This window comes from Devosia sp. XK-2 (assembly GCF_037113415.1).
Lineage (GTDB): Bacteria > Pseudomonadota > Alphaproteobacteria > Rhizobiales > Devosiaceae > Devosia.
On record NZ_CP146608.1, the window covers coordinates 240,855 to 260,622 of the forward strand.

At 60.2% G+C, this 19,768-nt stretch carries 16 protein-coding genes; 8 read left to right on the forward strand and 8 right to left on the reverse strand.

Annotation, left to right across the window (positions count from 1 at the left end):
* Positions 1-9: 9 nt before the first annotated feature.
* From V8Z65_RS01195 to V8Z65_RS01210, 4 genes are all read right to left on the reverse strand, one after another.
* Positions 10-837, reverse strand: a complete 828-nt coding sequence (locus V8Z65_RS01195; RefSeq protein WP_338722001.1) for a carbohydrate ABC transporter permease — start codon at positions 835-837, stop codon at positions 10-12.
* Complete coding sequence (locus tag V8Z65_RS01200; protein WP_338722003.1) at positions 834-1,748, reverse strand: sugar ABC transporter permease; 915 nt, start codon at positions 1,746-1,748, stop codon at positions 834-836. Before V8Z65_RS01200 ends, V8Z65_RS01195 begins: the two co-directional genes overlap by 4 nt.
* Before the next feature lie 77 nt (positions 1,749-1,825).
* Complete coding sequence (locus V8Z65_RS01205) at positions 1,826-3,124, reverse strand: extracellular solute-binding protein (RefSeq protein WP_338722005.1); 1,299 nt, start codon at positions 3,122-3,124, stop codon at positions 1,826-1,828.
* Positions 3,125-3,182: 58 nt separating this feature from the next.
* Positions 3,183-5,498, reverse strand: a complete 2,316-nt coding sequence (locus V8Z65_RS01210) for a family 78 glycoside hydrolase catalytic domain (protein ID WP_338724093.1) — start codon at positions 5,496-5,498, stop codon at positions 3,183-3,185.
* Positions 5,499-5,745: 247 nt separating this feature from the next.
* On the opposite strand from V8Z65_RS01210, the gene V8Z65_RS01215 reads away from it, so the two are divergent.
* On the forward strand, positions 5,746-6,768 hold the full coding sequence (locus V8Z65_RS01215) for a LacI family DNA-binding transcriptional regulator (protein ID WP_338722006.1): 1,023 nt from the start codon (positions 5,746-5,748) through the stop codon (positions 6,766-6,768).
* Positions 6,769-6,847: 79 nt separating this feature from the next.
* On the opposite strand, the gene V8Z65_RS01220 is transcribed toward V8Z65_RS01215, so the two are convergent.
* Genes V8Z65_RS01220 through V8Z65_RS01235 form a run of 4 tightly spaced genes read right to left on the reverse strand, consistent with a single transcriptional unit; the run spans position 6,848 to position 11,089 of the window.
* A complete protein-coding gene (locus V8Z65_RS01220; protein ID WP_338722007.1) occupies positions 6,848-7,828 on the reverse strand; it encodes a TIM barrel protein in 981 nt (326 codons plus the stop codon).
* Between the two features lie 17 nt (positions 7,829-7,845).
* A complete protein-coding gene (locus tag V8Z65_RS01225) occupies positions 7,846-9,315 on the reverse strand; it encodes an FGGY family carbohydrate kinase (RefSeq protein WP_338722008.1) in 1,470 nt (489 codons plus the stop codon).
* Positions 9,312-10,271, reverse strand: a complete 960-nt coding sequence (locus V8Z65_RS01230; protein ID WP_338722009.1) for a transketolase C-terminal domain-containing protein — start codon at positions 10,269-10,271, stop codon at positions 9,312-9,314. The genes V8Z65_RS01225 and V8Z65_RS01230 overlap by 4 nt, the downstream gene beginning before the upstream one ends.
* Entirely contained in the window at positions 10,271-11,089 is an 819-nt protein-coding gene (locus V8Z65_RS01235) for a transketolase (RefSeq protein ID WP_338724094.1), read from the reverse strand. Before V8Z65_RS01235 ends, V8Z65_RS01230 begins: the two co-directional genes overlap by 1 nt.
* Before the next feature lie 317 nt (positions 11,090-11,406).
* Here V8Z65_RS01235 and V8Z65_RS01240 point away from each other — a divergent pair, with 317 nt between their 5' ends.
* The 7 genes from V8Z65_RS01240 to V8Z65_RS01270 all read left to right on the forward strand — a co-directional run bounded on the left by V8Z65_RS01240 (position 11,407) and on the right by V8Z65_RS01270 (position 19,767).
* Positions 11,407-12,234: a DeoR/GlpR family DNA-binding transcription regulator gene (locus V8Z65_RS01240; RefSeq protein ID WP_338722011.1), complete on the forward strand. Its 828-nt coding sequence runs from the start codon at positions 11,407-11,409 to the stop codon at positions 12,232-12,234.
* Between the two features lie 357 nt (positions 12,235-12,591).
* Complete coding sequence (locus V8Z65_RS01245) at positions 12,592-14,433, forward strand: ABC transporter substrate-binding protein (protein WP_338722012.1); 1,842 nt, start codon at positions 12,592-12,594, stop codon at positions 14,431-14,433.
* Between the two features lie 73 nt (positions 14,434-14,506).
* Complete coding sequence (locus tag V8Z65_RS01250; RefSeq protein ID WP_338722013.1) at positions 14,507-15,511, forward strand: ABC transporter permease; 1,005 nt, start codon at positions 14,507-14,509, stop codon at positions 15,509-15,511.
* Positions 15,508-16,410, forward strand: coding sequence for an ABC transporter permease (locus tag V8Z65_RS01255; RefSeq protein WP_338722014.1), 903 nt, complete (start codon positions 15,508-15,510; stop codon positions 16,408-16,410). Before V8Z65_RS01250 ends, V8Z65_RS01255 begins: the two co-directional genes overlap by 4 nt.
* Positions 16,407-17,321 (forward strand): ABC transporter ATP-binding protein, encoded by a 915-nt coding sequence (locus tag V8Z65_RS01260; protein ID WP_338722015.1) that lies wholly within the window; start codon positions 16,407-16,409, stop codon positions 17,319-17,321. Before V8Z65_RS01255 ends, V8Z65_RS01260 begins: the two co-directional genes overlap by 4 nt.
* Positions 17,318-18,142 carry an ABC transporter ATP-binding protein gene (locus tag V8Z65_RS01265; RefSeq protein ID WP_338722016.1) on the forward strand — a complete coding sequence of 275 codons (825 nt, stop codon included), beginning with the start codon at positions 17,318-17,320 and terminating at the stop codon, positions 18,140-18,142. Before V8Z65_RS01260 ends, V8Z65_RS01265 begins: the two co-directional genes overlap by 4 nt.
* A gap of 26 nt (positions 18,143-18,168) precedes the next feature.
* Positions 18,169-19,767 (forward strand): DUF5060 domain-containing protein, encoded by a 1,599-nt coding sequence (locus V8Z65_RS01270; protein WP_338722018.1) that lies wholly within the window; start codon positions 18,169-18,171, stop codon positions 19,765-19,767.
* The last annotated feature ends 1 nt before the right edge of the window (position 19,768 follow it).

Here is a 19,768-nt window from a genome sequence, read left to right on the forward strand (position 1 = left end):
GGTCATTGCTCAGCCCTTCACAGCGCCGGCCGTCATGCCGGCCACGATCTGCCGGTTGAAGAACAGGAAGACGAGCAACGGCGGGATGGTGATGAGCAGGATGTTGGTGAACAAGAGATTGTAGGACGTGTTGTACTGGCTCTGGAAATTGTAGAGCGTCAGCTGCACGGTCGCATTGGCATTGCCCGGCAGATAGTAGAGCGGGTTGGTGAAGTCGTTGAAGATCGCCACCGATTGCACCACGATATTGGTGACGGTGACGGGCCAGAGCAGTGGCAGGATGACCCGGAAGAAGATGTCGAGCGGCCGCGCGCCATCGATGATCGCCGCTTCATCGAGCTCGCGCGGAATGGTGGCGATGAAGGCGCGGTAGAGCAGGATCGAGAAGGAGAGGCCATAGGCCACCTCGATCAGCACCAGCCCATGCAGCTTGGCGAAGAGCCCGATGGACTGCAGCAGCCAGATAGTGGGAACGACGGCGGGCGGCATCATCAGTCCGGCCAGGATGAGGAAATTGATCACACCGTTCCAGCGCGTCTTGCGGCGTTGCAGCACGAAACCGACCATTGCCGAGAAGATCACAAGCAAGGTGACGCTGGCCACAGTCAGGATGGTCGAGTTGATGAAGGCAGTCACCAGCATCCAGTTCCGCGTGGTGACGACCTCGACCATGTTGTCCCAGAGATGAAAGCTCGTGGGCCAGGTGAAATCGAGAAGGGCAGCCTCCTGCTTGGACTTGACCGAGGTCAGGATGATGAAGGCGAAGGGGACCAGGAACACCAAAGTGGAGACCACGAGGGCGACGGCGTTGAGCCAATGGCGGCGCAGGATGCTCATTCGTGACCCTCCCGGCGATTGAGGAACATGGTCAGCGGGATGACCAGCACCGCGATGAGGATGAACAGTACCACATTGCCGGCCGTGGAAAGGCCATAGAAGCCGGCCTGGTACTGCTTGTAGATGACCGAGGCGATCGTGTCGGACGAAAAGCCCGGTCCGCCGCGCGTCATGGCCCAGACGAGGTCAAAGGTCCGCAACCCGCCGATGAAACTGAGGGTAATGACGGTCACGGTAGCCGGACGACAGAGCGGCAACGTGACATAGAGGAAGCTCTGCCAGGGCGTCGATCCGTCGATGCGCGCGGCCTCGTAATAGTCCCTGGGGATGGAGACGATGCCGGCAATGTAGATGACAGTGGCGAGACCTACGCCACGCCAGACATCGACGAAGGCGACCGATAGAAGTGCTAGTTTCGGATCGGTGAGCCAGCCCGGCCCCTTGATGCCGATCAGCGCCAGGGCCTCGTTGATGAGGCCCTGGGTGGGATGCATGAAGACGGTGAAGGTGATGCCGACGCCTACGGTCGAGACGAGGACCGGGAAGAACACCACCGAGCGCAGCCAGTCGCGCCAGACGCGCGGCGAGGTGAGCAGCACGGCGAGGGCCAGGCCGAGCACGACCTTGAGGCCGGACGTGGTGACGGCGAAGATCACCGTATTGGTGAGACCCTGAATGAGGAAGGGTTCGCGGAAGAACTGCGCGAAATTGTCGAGCCCGATGAAGGAGGAGCTGAAGAGGTTCCATCGCGTCAGGCTGAACCAGGCCGACGAGAAGGTCGGGAACAGGAACAGCCCGGCATAGATCACTGCCGCGGGCATGAAGAACCACATCGGATAGGGTGAGCGGCGCTTGCGCGCAGCTACTGGCCGCGGCGCCGTCGCGACGCCCGCCTCGGAAATTGCGGCCATTGGCCAATCCTCCTCGATCTTGCCAAGAGCAGTCCCGGGCGCAGTCGGCGCCCGAGACTGCATCATGCGCCTATCGGTTACCAGCCGGGAAGACCAAGCTGCTGGGCCTGCTTGCGCACGTCTTCGTCATAGAGCGCTGCGCCGTCGGCAGCAGAACGAATGCCCGAGCCGACTTCCACCGTGATCTGCTCGAGCGCCGGACCCTTGATGGGGGAGAGGAACTCAAGCGCCGGGCCGTTCTGGCCGCCCTCGGCGAAGTAGGGCAGGAGATCGGACACGGCAGGCGGCACATCCTCTGGCAGGCTGCAGCCATTGATGAGGTAGGGTCCTGTTGCACCACCGGCGCGGGTCTGGGCATCACAGCCGGCAGTGCTCGCCACGAAGGCCACGAACTTCTTGGCAGCATCGAGGTTGGAGGTTGTCTGCGGGATGTAAATGCCGGCCGGCATCCACACGGTCAGGCCATTGAGCGCGGCATCGTCGCCGGGCTGGGCGAAGAAACCGACATCTTCGATATTGTCCGGAAAGCCTTCTGCCATGGCGCCGGTGGCAAAGGTCAGCATCGGATAGTGTGCGCCTTCGCCGGTGGCGATCATGCGCACGCCGTCTTCATAAGTGGCGGCGCCAAAGTCCTCGTTCAGGTAGCCGCCTTCATAGACAGACTGCAGCTTTTCGAAGCCGCGCAGGGCCGCGGGATCGGTGGCGAACTTGGCTTCGCCGGCCGTATAGCGGCTGGCAAAGCTCGAGTCCTTCGCCGAGACATTGTAGAAGTCGGCCAGCACGAAGAGCTGGCTGGTCCAGGTGGCGCCATAGGTCTGGATCACGGCGACCTTGCCAGCAGCCTTGATGGCCTCGTTATTGGCCATGAACTCGTCCCAGGTCTTCGGAGCGGACAGGCCGAGCTCTTCATAGATGGGCTTGTTGTAGAATATGCCGCCGCCCATGGCCGCGCCGAACGGCGCGCCGCGAACGGTGCCGTCGGGCGCCGTCACCACCTGCTTGAAGCTGTTCTGGACATCGTCCTGCCAGGGCTCGTTGGTGAGGTCGACCAGGAACTGGGCCGGGTTGATGGCCTGGAACAGCGAGCCGGAATTGTAGAGGAAGACGTCGGCCATGGTCTGCGTGGCGAGACGCGTCTTGACGATATTGTCGCCTTCGCCGCCACCGGGACGGGTCTCAATCTCGATATTGATGTCGGGATTGGCGGCTTCGAAGTCCGCGACCACGGCTTCCGCGCTGGCAACGGTGTTGGGTGCGTTGTCAATCAGCAGTGTCAGCGTGGTCTGTTGTGCAAAGGCGGTGCCGGACAGGGCGGTCAAAGTCAGCAGGGTGGCGCTAAACGCGCCCAATGCGGTCCTGCGAGTAGTCTTGGTCATGGTCTTCCTCCCAAAGGGCCTGCACCATGCAGGCCGGTTGTGCACGACACCCTCTCCCCTAGGGCGTGCGGGCATTGATGCTCGGGCCGCGCTCGAAGGTGCGGGCGGGCGCCGAATAGATAAATGTCAGGATGTGCTCGCCAGGGGCGATGCCATCGAGCGTGTCCGAAACCGGCTTTCCGTCGAGTTCGGGATTGCGATAGTCTGACTTGAGAACCAGGCGCCCCTTGGCGGATGCCGGAATGGTGAAGCTATAGCGCACGACGTCGCCATCGACCGTCCACGCGGCCTCGATGCGGCCCTTCGGGCTGTCGTGATGCGCCTTGACCGGCGACAGATCGGGGACGATGACCGGTTCGAAGATCACCGTGGCAAAGCTCGGGTCTTTGGCGTCAGGGCGGAAGCCGGCGACGCCTTCCAGCAGCCATTGGCAGACGGCGCCATAGGCATAGTGATTGTAGGAATTCATCTGCGGATTGTAGATCGAGCCATCGGGCTGAATCGCGTCCCAGCGTTCCCAGATGGTGGTGGCGCCCATCTTGACCTGGTAGAGCCAGCCGGGAACCTCTTCCTGCAGGAAGACCTCGGCGGCAAGCCCTGCCTCGCCGATCTTGACCAGCGCCGGAAGCAGGGCAGGGGTGCCGATGAAGCCGGTGCCGATGCGCCCGTCAGTGCGCCTTATGGCGTTCTTGAAATAGCCCTTGGCCGCCTCCCGCTTGTTCTCGGGAATGAGGTCGTGCAGGAAGGCCAGCGCATAGGAGGTCTGGTCGTCATAGGCGAGGCGCCCGGACGGGGTGATGAATTCGTGCCCGAAGGCGGTTTTCACCTGTGCGGCCATGTCGGCAAGCCGTCTGGCAGTTTCTGCTTCGCCCACGATGCGGGCAATCTCCGCGACCTGGTTGGAGGCGATGTAGAGATAAAGCGTTGCCGCGGCGTCGTCGCCGATGGTCGGCAATGGCTTGGCGCTCGGCCCGCCCGGCTGCAGCCAGTCGCCAAAGGAGAAGCCGCGGCCTCCCCAGGCGCGGGGTGGTTTGACAATCGGGCCATTGCTGATCGACCAGACGAAGTCGACCCACTTGACCATGGAGGGCAGGACTTCCTTGAGGATGGCCGTGTCGCCATAGTGCAGATACATCTGCCAGGGTACCATCCAGATGGCATCGCCCCAGCCGGTCGAACCGTAAAAGCCTGGATAGTCCTTGGGATTGAGCCGTGTCGGGTCGGGGCAGACATGAGGAACGGCCCCATCCTCGCGTTGATCGACCATAAGATCGCGCACCCATTTGCGGAAAAAGCCTTGCGCATCGGCAAGGTAGCAGGCGGTGCCGGCAAAGACCTGCGCATCGCCGGTCCAGCCCAGGCGCTCGTCGCGCTGCGGGCAATCGGTCGGCACTTCGATGAAATTGGCCCGCTGGCTCCAGAGCGTATTGAGGAACAGCCTGTCCACCAGCGGATTGGCGGAGGTGAAGCTGGCCTTGACCTCGGTGACCGAGGATATCGGCACCGAGACGATGTCGATGAGCCTCGCCTTGCCCTCGATGGTCACGCGGACATAGCGATAGCCTTGGAAGGTGAAATACGGGCGGTAGCGCTCCTCGCCCTGGCCCGAGAGCACGTATTCAATGCGCGCGGCCGCGGTGCGGTAGTTGCCATTGTAGAACTGGCCGTCCTGATCGAGCACTTCGCCATGCTCGACCACGATGCGCGCGCCGGCCTCGCCCTCAACAGTCAGGGCGACATTCCCCCCGGCATTCTGGCCGAAATCGTAGACCGTTCGGCCCTCGAAGTCGGTCCACGACTTTTGCACGGAGAGCGGCTCGAGCTCTCGCGGCGGCGTGGTTTCGTGTGGCACCAGCACGTCGATGTCGAAGGGCAGGACTTCGGTACCGGCACTGACCACCGGGGGAATGCGCGCGTCGAACACTTCGCCGAAATAGATGCCGGACTTGCGCACCGGCAGTTCGCCGCTTTCCCAGCTGGCATCGGTGACCAGCAGCGTCGCGTCGCTGCCGGGCGCAGCGCGGAGTTCGGCAATGGCGGCAATCTTGTCGCCCCAGGCGTTGAAGATCGGCGCTTCACCCCACATCATCTGCGAGCGCAGCCAGCCATCGGCCAGCCAGATTTCGATACGGTTCTCGCCGCCGCGCAGCAGGGAGCCGACATGGTAGCTCTGGTAGCTGAGGCGCTGGTCGTAACAGGTCCAACCGGGCGTCAACAGGTCATTGCCGACGCGCTGGCCATTGATGAAGGCGCGATAGAGACCCAGGGCGCTGATATGCAGCACCTCGCTGCCGCCTACTGACGTGAGCGAAAAGGACTTGGCCACAAAGCTCGCCGGTGTGCCCACACCCTGATCGGCCAGCGGACGCACCATTGACGCGGTCCAGTTGAGCCGGGCCGGCTTCGAATCCTGGATATGAAGTGCCACTGCGTCGTTCACGCCGATCCTCCCGCAAATCTGTCGCTGTCGCGATCTTGTAGAATGTTCTACGTGTATCGTTCTACGTTTTTCATCATTTGGCAATAGGGTTTCTTGCGTTAGGGTGCGCGCCAATGGCTCGAAGCCCGAGCAAGGGCAATTCTGCTCGGGATATCAGGGCCTTGCATGGGGAAGAAAAATCATGGCGCAGAAGAACGGAGAAACTCGCAGCGGCCGCGTAACGATCCGCGAAGTGGCCGAAGACGCTGGCGTTTCCGTCGCCGCCGTGTCCAAGGTGCTGCGTGACGCTTATGGCGTCTCGGAAACACTCAGGGCCAAGGTTCGCGCCTCGATGGACAAGCTGGGTTACCGCCCTCTGGCGGCCGCCAGAGGTATGAGGGGGCAGACCTATACGATCGGCCTCGTCCTGCCCGATATCCGCAATCCCTTTTTCGCCGATGTCATGACCGGAGTGAACAATGCGTTGGAGCGCACCCAGTACCGCGCGATGATCGGTATTAGCCAGGGCAATCCGGCCGGCGAAATGGCCATGGTGGAGTCGCTCATCGACCGCCAGATGGACGGAATCATTCTGATCGGAGCCACCGAGGACCGGTCGAATCTGGGCGCCATCGCGCAACGAAAGCCTCTGGTGACCGTTGGGCACCACGAGCCCGAGGTAACCAGTTTCGACACGGTCAATAACAATGATCAGCAAGGTGGGCTGCTTGTCGTCCGGCAGATGGTGGCCGCGGGCTACAGGCGTATCGCCATGATCAGCCTGCTGAGCACCACCTCAACTATTCTGGCCGAGCGCGAATTGGGCTATCGACGTGGCATGGTGGAGGCCGGTTTGGGTGGTGCCATCAACATCATTCATGCGCCCCAGACCTTGCGCGACGTGCAGATCATGGCGCGGCGCCTGCTGCAATCCGCCAATCCCCCGGACGCGATTTTCTGTTGGACGGACTTTATCGCCCTTGAGGTCATCAGCGTCGCTACGGAACTCGGGCTCCGCATCCCCGAGGATGTCGGGATCGCTGGCTATGACAACACGATGTATTGCGATTTTGCGCAGAACAGCTTGTCGAGCATTGATCAGTCGGGAGAGCTGCTAGGCTTGCAAGCCACACGACTTCTTATTGAGCGGATCAAGGGGCGCAGCGAGGTCGAACATTTCGTCGTCCCGCCGCGCCTTGTGACGCGTCGCAGTACCAGCCGCTAGCGATCTTGGGTGAAACTCGGCCGGGGAAGGCCTGGATGGGATCAGGCGGATTCACTGTCGAACCCGCCCGAGTGTTCGCCTACATGGCTCCGAAGAGGGCCTTCTGGGCGATCTTGAGGGCGCCGATGGCGTCGTGGCGGCTCTGAGCCTCCTGGAGGGCATCGATGTCTAGCGCATCAAGGCCCTTGGCAGCGGCCTTGAGGAAGTCGATGGCGTGGGTGGCCGTGGCAACGGAGTCTTCGCGGAAGGGGAACTGGTCGAGCTGCCACACGCCCTCCCACTTGTTCTTCTTGAGCACATAGAAGAACTCGAAGAGTTCAATTGGATGGAGGCTGCCCGCGACGAGATCATCGTCCCAGGAGCGATAGTTGTCATTGACGTCCATGCCGAAGAGGCGGCCGTGGTCGATGGCGAGCTGGGCCGAGTCAGCGGCGGACTCGCCACCCATGATGGCGTGGCCAAAATCGAGCAGGATGCCGACATTGGGCAGGCCGATCTTTTCTATGCCCAGAATGGTGCGGGCAACCGAGCCAAAGCTCATGCGCACCCGCGGCTCACGCGGCTTGTATTCGATGACAAATTTGAGGTCGGGGTTTTCGCTCGCGAGCTGGCCGACGCCATCGAGCGAACGCTGCCACTGCGTCGAATAGTCAACCTGGAAGGGATAGTCCCATCCGTCCTGGCCGGGCCAAAGCTTAACGTAATCGGCCCCATGGAAGCGGACAACGTCGCAGGCCGCAGTGATCAGTTCATGGGCCTTGCGGCGAATGCCGGCATCGGGATTGGTGAAGGCGCCCTTGATGAAATCGCGGGTGTAGATTTCGGGCGTAATGCCGATGACGCCAAGCTTGTTGCGATCCAACGCTTCCTTGATCTGAATATCCGAGAACTCGCCGCCGAAATAGGGCCAGTTGAGATCGACGACGGAGAGGTCCTTAACCTGACCGGCCAGATCGATGGCTTCGATGATGTTGCGCGGCGTGCCGTAGCCGTCGGTCGCGTAGCGGTCGAGATAGGTGGCAAAGTGCCAGATGCCAGCACCGAAGCGTGGGGTTGTCATGGGGTTCCTCCAGAAGTCTATTGATCTGTTGCGAGCGTCTGGGTCACAGCGGACTGCCAGCGCTGGAGATGCGTTTTGCGCATGGATTCAGGCATTGTCGGCGTAAAGTGGTCGGCGGCGGGGACGCCCGGCATAGTGATGCCGAGCGAGGAAAATGCGAGCGCGGCGGCACCCAGAGCGCTGACCTCGGCGGCTGCTGCGGTGACGACCGGGCGGCCCAGAATGCCAGCCTGGAACCCCATGATGAACGGATTTCTCGAGGCACCACCATCGGCCCGTAATTCACCGAGCGGCGAAGCCATGTCCGCCTCCATGGCGGCATAGACATCGCTCACCTGAAAGGCGATGGCTTCGAGCGCAGCGCGCGCCAGATGGGCTGGCTTGGTGCCGAGCGAGAGGCCAGTGATTGTGCCGCGAGCATCGGCTCGCCAATAGGGGGCGCCCAGGCCGACAAGGGCAGGTACGAAAGCAACACCATTGCTGTCCGTAACAGTTTCAGCGAGCGCCGAAAGGGCGGCTGCGTCGGACAATCCCAACAACTCGGCGGCGAAGGCTGCCGTTTGACCTGAGACAGAAATATTGCCTTCAAGCGCGTGTTGCACCATGCCCTGTTGGCTCCAGGCGATGGTCGAAGACAGGCCATGGGTCGAGCGCACACGCTCTGGCGTCAGCGCCAAGAGCGACGTGCCGGTGCCGTAGGTGGCCTTGACCGTACCGGGCGTGCGGACGCCATGGCCGAAAAGCGCGGCGTGAGAATCCCCGATCATGGCGAGGATCGGTGTGCCAGCAGGGAGGGACGTAGCGCCGGCTGCCGTAACGCCAAACCGTGTATCGGAGGACTTAACCTCAGCCAGCATGGTTTGGGGCACGTCGAACAGGGCGCAGAGATCGGCATCCCAACTCAGCGTCTCGGTATTGAAGAGCTGAGTGCGTGAGGCATTTGAGTGGTCCGTGGCGTGAACGCCTCCGCCGGTCAGGCTCCAGAGCAGCCAGCTGTCGACTGTGCCAGCGCGGAGTTCGCCCTTTTGGGCCCGCATGCGGGCGCCGGGGACATTGTCGAGCAACCAGGCGATTTTGGCGGCGGGAAAGAGAGGGTCGAGCGCCAGGCCCGTCTTGGCCTCGATCGTGTCGGCGTGACCATCATTGCGCAGGGCGTCGCATTTGGGGGCGGAACGGCGACATTGCCAGATGACAACGGGGCCGATGGGTTCACCCGATGCTGCGTCCCAGACAAGGATCGACTCGCGCTGGTTGGAAATGCCGATACCGGCGACCCGGGCGTCGCCGGCCTTGGCGACGACCTCAGCAATGACCGTTTTGACCCCGTCGATCAGCGCGGTTGCAGATTGCTCAGCCCATCCGGGTTGGGGATAGGTGACGACATTGGGCACGGAAGCCTGATGACATACGCGGCCTGAGGCGTCCACCAGGAGAGCCTTGGTGTTGGTGGTGCCCTGATCGATGGCGAGAATCAGCTCGCTGGTCATTTTTTGCGCGCGATGGTCTGGCGGACGGCCTCGGCAATGCCGGTCTCGTTAAGCCCAAAGTGATCAAACAGCCATTCAGCCGAGCCGGTTGGCACAAAGCCGGGAAACCCAAGTATGCGCATCGGAACTGGATTGGTGGTGGACACCATTTCGGCGACAGCGCCGCCCAACCCGCCGCGCACGGAATGTTCCTCCACGGTGACAATGGCGCCAGTCTCCGCGGCGGCGGCAATGGCGGCCTCGTCAAGCGGATTGACGGTGGCCATATTGACGACGCGCGCAGCAACGCCTTCGGCGGACAGCGCTTTGGCAGCAGCGATGGCGCGATGCACCATTGTGCCATTGGCGATGATCGTCGCGTCGGTGCCCTGAATCAGGGTCTCGGCCTTGCCGATTTCGAAGACGGCCCCTTCAGGGCGCTCAAGGACAGGGACGGCCATGCGGCTGACGCGGACAAAAACCGGACCCTCATAGACCGCCGCAGCCTTGATAGCCTCGGCGGTTTGCCAGGGATCGGCCGGAACAATCAGCTTCATATTATTGAAAAGCCGGAGCCATGCGAGATCTTCAATGGAGTGATGGGTCGGTCCCAGTTCGCCATAGGCGACGCCGGAGGATTGGCCAATCAGTTTCACATTGACATTGGAATAGGCGATGTCGGCCTTGACCTGCTCCAGCGCCCTGCCGGTGATAAAGCACGAGGCCGCCGAGACAAAGGGCACTTTGCCACCATTGGCCAGACCTGCGCCAACGGCGACCAGGGTCTGTTCGGCAATGCCCACATTGACCATGCGGTCAGGAAATTTAGTGCGGAAGCCGCCGAGCTTGGACGAGCCGACGCTGTCGCTGACAACTGTGACAATGCGCGGATCGGCTTCGGCCAGGGCCTCAATGGTGGTGGCAAAGCTGTCTCGGCAGTCAAACAGTCCGCTTTTGGAAGGGGCGGCAGCGCTCATCAGACCAATTCCCGCATGGCTTGTTCATATTGCTCCTTGTTGGGCACGCCATGATGCCAGGCGACATTGTCATGCATGAAGCTGACGCCCTTGCCCTTGAAGGTGTTGGCGACAATGCAAAGCGGCTTGCCACGACCTTTGGGCGAAGTCGTCAGCACATCAAGCAATTGCTGGTGGTCATGACCATCGACGACTTCAACGTGCCAGCCGAAGGCGCGCCATTTGTCATCGAGCGGGTCGAGCGAGGCGGTGTCTTCAGTGCGCGCGCCTTGCTGCAGGCGGTTGCGATCGATGATGAGGGTCAGGTTTTCGAGCTTACGATGGCCTGCCGTCAGCGCTGCTTCCCAATTGCTGCCTTCCTGGAGTTCGCCGTCGCCGGTAAGAACAAAGGTACGGAAATCCGCGTTATCGATCTGCCCGGCAATGGCAATGCCGGTCGCAACCGGCAGGCCGTGGCCGAGCGGCCCGGTATTGGTCTCCACGCCTGGCAGATAATTCCTGTTGGGGTGGCCATTGAGCAGGGATTGCGGCTTCATATAGGTCTTGAGGTCCGCCTCAGGGAAATATCCTGCGGCGGCGAGAACCGCGTAGAAGGCGCCTGTGCAATGGCCTTTGCTCATCACGAAGCGATCCCGGCCAGGGTCGCGCGCATTCGCCGGATCGTAGCGCATAACGCCGAAATAGAGCGTGGCCAGAATGTCGGCGGCGCTAAAATCGCCGCCGGGATGGCCCTGTTGAGCCTCATAGACCATCTGAAAGCTGCGCCGCCGAATCCAGAGGGCGCGTGTCCGGATTTCTGCGACAAGGTCATTGCGCAAATTCGATGCGGGCGAAGACAATTCTACCTCCCAGGCCGCGTTTATACTGTCAGGCCGCGTTTTCGCGGTCCTGGCGAGCCGGTTCACAGGGGTGCTGGTTCCCAATGCAGGTGAGCCGCCTCCCTTATCGTATGCAGTGCTACAGTGCGATTTGCTTTCGTGCAATAAGGAAAATTTGCGATTTCTGCGTTTTGCTGCGCTGACAGGTTTCGGGTGTGGCGCATTTTTTGACGACAATCCTTTGGGGAGGCACTATGTCTTTGGTCTGGGTTGGCCGCGGATTGGGTTGACCGACAGCTGTGCTGAGTGGAGCAAATATGCAGAAGACGAGGGGTTCACGGCGTCGTGGGGCGATTGAGGGTGCTGCTGGTCAGCCGCAATTGCTGGCGGAGCCGAGGCGTATGCGCATCCTGGAATGGCTACAGGAAGAGGGGAGTGCGCGGGTGCGCGACCTCTCCAGTGCCTTCGCGGTCTCGGAGGCGACTATCCGGCAGGATCTCGAGCGTCTGGACGCGGACGGCTATATTACCCGCGAGCATGGTGGCGCCTATCTGCGCTCGATTCCGCAGCAGGTGCAGTCCATGTCGCTGCAGCATGTGCAGAATATGGACAAGAAGCGCGCCATAGGTGAGGCCGCGGCTGCATTGGTGTCCGACCATGACACGCTGATTATCGATTCTGGCACCACGACCACGCAATTCGCGGAAAATATTAAGTCTCGGCAAGAGCTTAATATAATCACCAATGCCCTGAATATCGCGCTCATACTGGGCGCGAGTCCGACCAATACGGTACATATGCCGGCCGGGCAGTTCAAAGCGCCAACTCTCTCGTTGAGCGGAGAAAAGTCGGTCGAGTTCTTTGTCGGCATCTATGCCCAAAAGCTCTTCCTGGCGACGGCCGGCGTCTCGTTCGATGTCGGGCTGACTTATCCCGCTATCGGGGACATTTATGTCAAGCGCGCCATGGTGAAGGCGGCGTCACATGTCTATCTGCTCGCAGATTCCACCAAGATTGGGCGGGTATCCTTCTCTGCGCTGGGCGGGGTGGAGATGGTCCACACGCTGATTACCGATGAGGGGATATCGGACAAGGATCGAGCGGAATTTGAAAGGCGCGGTGTTGACGTGATTGTGGCGCGCTAGCTTGCGCGAATTTAGTCACCTGCCTCTCATTGTCGTTGAAAAGTGCATTGACAACAATTCCACTCACACCTAATCGTTAGAAATCGCAAGAAATCGAAAGTAGCAATACGAGCTTGCGACCGCTGCGAGAGCAGTTGGGAGGATTTGGACGTTTGTGAATTGCTTAAGTCGTGCCTGAGCGTGGGCTTGGGCGTGAGCCTGAAAGCACGCCCATTTTTCCCATTTGCCTCGTCTATCGAGGGTCGGCCGGCCATTGCGCGGCGACCGGTGTAGGAGGGAAAAATGGTTCGGTTTGGCCGTACTTTGATGGCGTCCATGTTGGGTGCCTTGATAACAACGACTGCCTTCGCGCAGACTATGACCGACGTGGGCACGCCACGAAACGAAACACTGATCGTGCAGACCTTTGACGGCAAGGCGTCAAACCCTGATGCGCAGAACCCGCTCAATCAATACGCCATCTGGCGTGGTTTCCGCGAATTGGGTTGGAGCTTCCTTTGGGAAATGGATACCGCAACCGGTGAATCCTATCCCGAGCTGGCCGCCGGTCCGGTCGAAGTGCTCAATGACGAGCACACTCAGTTCCGCATCAAGATTCGTCCGGGCGTCTATTGGAGTGACGGTGTCGAGTTCACCGTCGACGACCTGATCTATACGCTCGACACGTCCTTCAAATACAAGGACAAGCTGACCTTCGTCGCCCGTACCGTGAACTACATCAAGGAAGGCAGCTGGAAAAAGGTCGACGACTATACGCTCGATATCGAGACGCAGTCGCCTGCCTATGACTTCCAGACTGTGATGGGCGTTTATACCTGGGGCTCGCTCTTCGTGCCGGTGCCCAAGCACGTCTTTGAACCGCTTGGCGACGACGTCGTCACCTTCAAGAACGCACCCGCCGTTACCCTCGGGCCCTACAAGATCAAGGAATTCGATCCCAACGGCTTCTGGCAGCTTTGGGAACTGCGCGAGGACTGGGAGCGCTCTGGTTGGGGCAATTCCGGCGAACCCAAGGCGAAATACGTTCTCTACAAGGACTTTGGCGCCGAAGAGACCCGCGCCCTGGCCTTCGTTCAGAACCAGTATGACGTCGATACGTTCATGAGCCCGGATTCGATCGCTGCTGCCAAGTCGCGTAACCCGGCCATCGAGACCTTTTCGCCGACTTTGCCCTATCACGATATGAATGATGCCTGCTCCTACGGCATCTATTTCAATCAGTTGAAGGCGCCGTATGACGAGGCGGCGGTGCGCTGGGCGCTGGCCTTGAGCATCGACATGCAGACCGTCGGCATCAGTGCGGTCAGTGGCCAGTTCAAGGCATCGGCCCTGCCCATGGCCGACACACCGATCACCTCGCCGGTCTTCTACGAGCCGCTGGATGACTTCCTCAACAATCTGACGCTTGAAGACGGCTACAAGCCGTTCAATCCGAATTTTGGCGCGGAACTGATCGAAAAGCTGCAGGCCCAGGGTACGCCTGAATCCGAGATTCCGACCGGGGATGCGGTCAAGCAAAGCTTTGGTGCAGGCTGGTGGAAATATGATCCGGTCGAAGCCGAGAGCCTGCTGGCTTCGGTGGGGATCACCAAGGGTTCGGACGGCTTCTATACCAAGCCCGATGGTTCGCCATGGATGCTCGACTTTGTCATTCCGGGTGACTGGAACAAGGTCATGCAGCGGACCGGTTTTTCGATCGCCGATAGCTGGCGCAAGGCCGGGTTCAACGTCAATGCGCGTCAGGTCGACAATGGTGAGTTTGCTACGGTGCAGAACACCAATGCCCGCCTCGACCTGATGGTGAACTGGTCAAGCTCGTGTACCTACAACTCCAACTGGTTCAATAGCTGGGCCTCGTTCTCCGATGCCGAGGCCTATAACCAGCCGGCGGACTCCAACACCGCGATCCAGGGCAACTATATCCGCGTCACCGATCCAGAAATCTTCAAGATCGTTGCGGACAGCAAGACCATGGAGATCGGTTCCGAGCCCTTCGTGGAGAATGGTCGGGAGATCGCGATGAAGCTGACGGAAGGCATGCAGCTCATCAATCTGATGAATATTCCGACCACGATCCCGACCAACAATACCTATTGGACCAACTTCCCCAAGCAGTCCAACTTCTACGCCGCGCCCTACACCTGGTGGAGCTCGTTCAAGAAGACACTGCTGAACATCGAGCCGACCGGCAAGGAATAAGCTCGAGCCAAAGTCCAGTTGGGGCGGCGCCCACGTGCCGCCCCGCACACTCCAACTTCAAGGGTGAAATGCGATGATCGGTGTGCTGCAGTATGTGGCCAAACGCGTCGGCCTCTACCTCGTGGTGCTGTTTATCGGCCTGACCATCACGTTCTTCCTGCCTCGACTAATGCCGACCAATCCGATCGACGGATATATCGGGCAGATCCAGGCGCGCGCTTCTGGTGCGCTCACCGCGGAGGCCATTGCCAGTCTGCGCGAAAATCTTGAGGTGCTCTATGGCCTGAAGGGGGATCTGTTCACCCAGTATGTGTCCTATCTCGAACGCGTCGTCTTGCGCTTCGACTTTGGCCCGTCCTTCTCCTTCTATCCACAACCGGTCTCGCAGATCATCTTTGGCGCGGTACCCTACACTTTGGGCCTGCTGCTCTGCTCCACCACTATCGCGTGGATTCTGGGCAATCTGGTGGGCCTGGTGGCGGGGTATTTTCACACCAAGCGCGCCGCCAGCGTGCTCGAGATTGTCGGCATCCTGCTCTATCCGATCCCCTATTACATCCTGGCGGTGACGGTGATCCTGATGCTGAGCTATGTGATCCCCATCTTCCCGTTATCGCCTAGCTTCCCGGTGGGGGAGATGACGCCGCAAAAATTCGGCATGATCATCTACAATTCGCTACTACCCGCCATCACCCTGATCCTGGCCGGGTTTGGCTGGAACATCCTCTCGATGAAGGCGCTGGCCGTCTCCACCACAGAGGAGCCCTATGTCACCTATGCCCGCCTCAAGGGTACATCGAATGGCACGCGCATGCTGCGCTATGTGTTCCGCAATGCCATGCTGCCGCAGGTGACCGCGCTGGCGCTGTCGCTGGGCACGATCTTCAATGGCGCGCTGCTGACCGAGATGCTGTTCTCCTATCCCGGCGTAGGCCTGATCATGCGCACGGCCGCGTCGAGCGGCGACTACAACGTGCTCTATGGCGCCATCACCATCTCGATTATCGCCGTCGCCACCGCCGGCCTCATCATCGACCTCATCTATCCCCTTATCGACCCCCGGATCCGTCACAAATGAGCGCGAGCACTGCTACGGCCCCCGAGGCTGCGACATCCACTCCAACCGCAGCGCGTCGCCGTGACGCTCTGTTGTGGCTCCTCAATCCGCGACTGGCGATTGGCCTGGCAATCATCCTGATCATGGGTGTTGGCAGTTTCGTCCTGCCGCTTTTCAACACTGTCGACCCCTCCGTGCAGGCGACTTATCTCAAGAACCTGCCCATGTCTTTCGAACATCCGCTGGGCACCAATGCGATCGGACAGGATATTTTCTGGTTCCTGGTCTTTGCGGTACGCAATTCGCTGACCCTGGGCATTCTGGTGGGGCTCGGCGTCACCGTTATTGCCACGACAATTGGGCTTAGCGCGGGCTATATCGGCGGTAATTTCGAGCGGGTGGTCATGCTGTTCGTCGATAGTTTCATCACCATTCCGCTGCTGCCCATCCTGATCATCCTCGGGGCCGTCATTCGCGGCAATTCGAACTTTCTGACAGTGGGCGTGATCATCATGATTTTTGGCTGGGCCTGGGGTGCGCGCACTGTGCGGTCCATGGCGCTGACCCTGCGCGAACGCGAATTCATCAATATGGCCAAGTTCTCGGGCGCCAATACGTTTGATGTGCTGCTGCGCGAGGTCTTCCCCTATGTGACCAGCTATATGCTGGTGGCCTTCATCAACACCGTGCTCTTCGCCATCAATACCGAGGCCACGCTGGCGGTGATCGGATTGTCCAAGGTGGAAGTGCCGACGCTAGGCTCCATCATCTTCTGGGCACTCAATTACAACGCGCTCTTTACCGGCAACTACGTGTGGATCGTGGCCCCGATCATTGCCACCGTTGCCCTGTTCCTGGGCCTGTTCCTGACCTCAACCGGCTTCAATCAGGCCTTTGCCAGCAAGCGGGGTGTCGCATGATCCGGCTCAATGATCTCAAGATCAGCTATCGTATTGGCACGCGGACTATCGACGCCGTCGATGGGGTCTCATTGACCATTCCCGACAATTGCGTCGTCGGCATTGCCGGCGAGTCCGGTTCCGGAAAGTCCACCCTGATGAAGGCGATCTATGGGGATATCCAGTCGCCCATGCACATTTCGCGCGGTAGTATCGAATATGGCCTCAAGGGAGGCGACGGGAAACCGGTGACGGCCGACAATGTCCGCAAGGAATGGTTCAAGTCCATTTCCTACGTGCCGCAATCCTCGATGAACTCGCTCAATCCGGTCATCAAGATCCGTGAACAGTTCATCGACTTTCCTGGAACCGACAGCAACAAGAGCCGCGTGCTGGAACAAGCGCGGGCCTACATTGGCAAGCTCGGCCTGCCGCAGGAAGCCATGGATTCCTATCCGCACCAGCTGTCAGGCGGCATGCGCCAGCGCATGATGATCGCGCTTGCCACCTTTTTCCAGCCTGAGCTGATCATTGCCGACGAGCCGACTACGGCGCTCGATGTGGTGGTGCAGAAAGACATCCTCATGCTGCTCATGGAGCTGCAGGAGGAAATGGGCAACACCATTCTGGTGGTCTCGCATGACATGGGCGTGCATTATCAGGTCACCCACAAAATGCTGATTATGTATGCCGGCCGTGTCGTCGAATATGGCGATACCGACAGCGTCTTTGCCGACCCCCAGCACCCTTACACCAAGATGCTGATTGATAGCCTGCCCACCATTGGTGACGACAGCATGCGCGGGGTTCTGGCAAGCCAGGCCGGGGCCAGCGGCGATCGTGCCTATCGGGTTGAACCAACCCTCATCGAGGTTAAGCCGGGACATTTCGTGGCCCAGCCCGCCCGCCAGAACGAGGGAGCTTCAGCATGACCTTCATTCTCAAGACCGAGAGCCTGAACAAGGTTTACCGCCTCGGCGGCTTCATGCGTTCCAAGTCGGTTCGGGCCCTCAACGACGTCAACATCACGGTGGAAAGCGACAAGCCAGTGGTTATTGCCGTTGTTGGCGAATCCGGCTCGGGCAAGACCACGCTCGCCAAGACGCTGCTGCGGCTCGAAACACCAACCAGCGGACGCGCCATCGTCTATGACGAGGTTGTGGCGGGGCAAGGCGCCATCCCCTCGCGCAAGGACTTTCTGGGGTTGGTCCAACCCATCTTCCAGAACCCGTTCGAAGCCTTCAGCCGCTATCGTCCGGTTGATGTCTATCTGCATGAAACGGCGCGCCGTGTTGCCGGCATGGACACCATCCGGGCCGAAAATGCGGTGGCTGCGGCGCTCAAAAATGTTGGGCTCAACTATGAAGAGGTCAGCGGTAAATATAGCGCCCAATTCTCGGGCGGCGAATTGCAGCGCATCTCGGTGGCGCGGGCCCTCATTCCCGATCCCAAGCTGATCATTGCCGACGAACCGGTCAGCATGATCGATGCGTCGCGCCGCATGATCATCATCAACCTGTTCAAGCGCCTGCGCGACGATGCCGGACGAAGCTTTGTCTATATCACCCATGACCTGGCCACGGCCTATTACATTTCCGACTATGTGGCGGTGATGAACAAAGGCCGCGTGGTCGAGTTCGGCCCGGCGCGCAAAGTCATGTCCGATCCGCAGCACGACTATACCCGCCTGCTGCTCGGCTCCATTCCAACGACCACCAGCCGCTGGCGTCCGCGTCTGCGCGCTGCCAGCTAAACCTTTTCAAAAGCGGAATTTGAGCGATGACCAAGTCAGCACACGCCACGGGTGCGGCCTCTGTTTGGGCCACCTATGAACTCACCCTTGAGGGACCAAGCAGTGGCAATCCGTTCCACGATGTCCAGCTGCGCGCCATCTTTCGGCACGGCGAGCGCGAAGTCCGGGTTAATGGCTTTTACGATGGCAACGGACAATACAAGTTCCGCCTCTTGCCCGACGAGGCGGGCACGTGGAGCTATGTCACGATCAGCAACGCTCCAGAACTGGATGGCGCCCAGGGCAGCTTTGAGGTGGGCGCGGCAAAGCCGGGTCATCACGGGCCGGTGCGGGTCTCCAACCGCCATCATTTCCGCTATGCTGACGGCACACGCTACATCAATATTGGCACCACGGCCTATGTCTGGAACCTGCAAGGCGAAGCGGTCGAGCAGCAGACTTTGGCGACGCTGGCCGAAGCGCCCTTCACCAAAATCCGCATGTGTGTCTTTCCCAAGCACTACCGCTACAACCAGAACGAGCCGGACCGCTATCCCTTCCCCCTGATCAAGCAGGGCACCAGCGCTTGGGACGGCAGCTTCAACGGTGGCAATGGTGGCTGGGAGTTCGATTTCGAGCGCTTCGAACCCGACTATTTCCGGCATCTCGAAATGCGGATCAACCAGCTCGCCGAAATCGGCGTCGAGGCCGATCTGATCATTTTCCATCCCTATGACCGTTGGGGCTTTTCCCGCATGTCCCCGGCTCAGGATGACGCCTATCTCAAATATCTGACCGCCCGGCTGTCGGCGCTGCCCAATGTGTGGTGGTCGATGGCCAATGAATATGACCTCATGCCGAGCAAGACACTGGCCGACTGGGATCGGTTCATCCACATCGTTTCGGACAATGATCCCTTTGGTCACCTGCTGAGTGTTCACAACTGCTTTGCGTTCTACGACCACAACCACCCGCGCATTACCCATTCGAGTATCCAGCGCTCTGCGGCGAGCAATTCGGCTCTGTGGCGTGAGAAATACGGCAAGCCCGTCTCGATCGATGAATGTTGCTACGAGGGCGATATTTCCGAGCTATGGGGCAATATCACGCCGCAAAAAATGGTCCGCCGTTTCTGGGACGGTACCGTCAATGGCGGCTACGTCACCCATGGCGAGACCTACTACAATGACAGCGAGACCCTGTGGTGGGCCAAGGGTGGCAAGCTGATCGGCGAGAGCGTTGAGCGCATCGCCTTCCTCAGACGCATTCTCGAAGACGGGCCGGACGAGGGTCTGGATCCGGTCAAGTCGACTGGTGCCTATCGTATCCAGATGGCTGGCGGGCTCGACCATGTCGTGCTCCAGCAACTATTCGCGAGCCCTCAAGGTGAAGAGGGTTGGTCGCGCGTTCAAGCCTGGTGGGCTACCGCGGGACAGCCGCATCGCTATTACCTCACCTATATGGGCGAAAATCAGCCCCGCGAACTGACCGTCGCCGTGCCGCCCGATGAGCGCTATTCCGCCACTCTGATCGACACCTGGAACATGACAGAGACAAAACTGTCCGACAGCGTGCAGCGCGGTGATGTGCTGCATTTTGAACCCAAGCCCTACCTGGCCATGCTGTTCAAGCGCGTCGAGGGCTGAG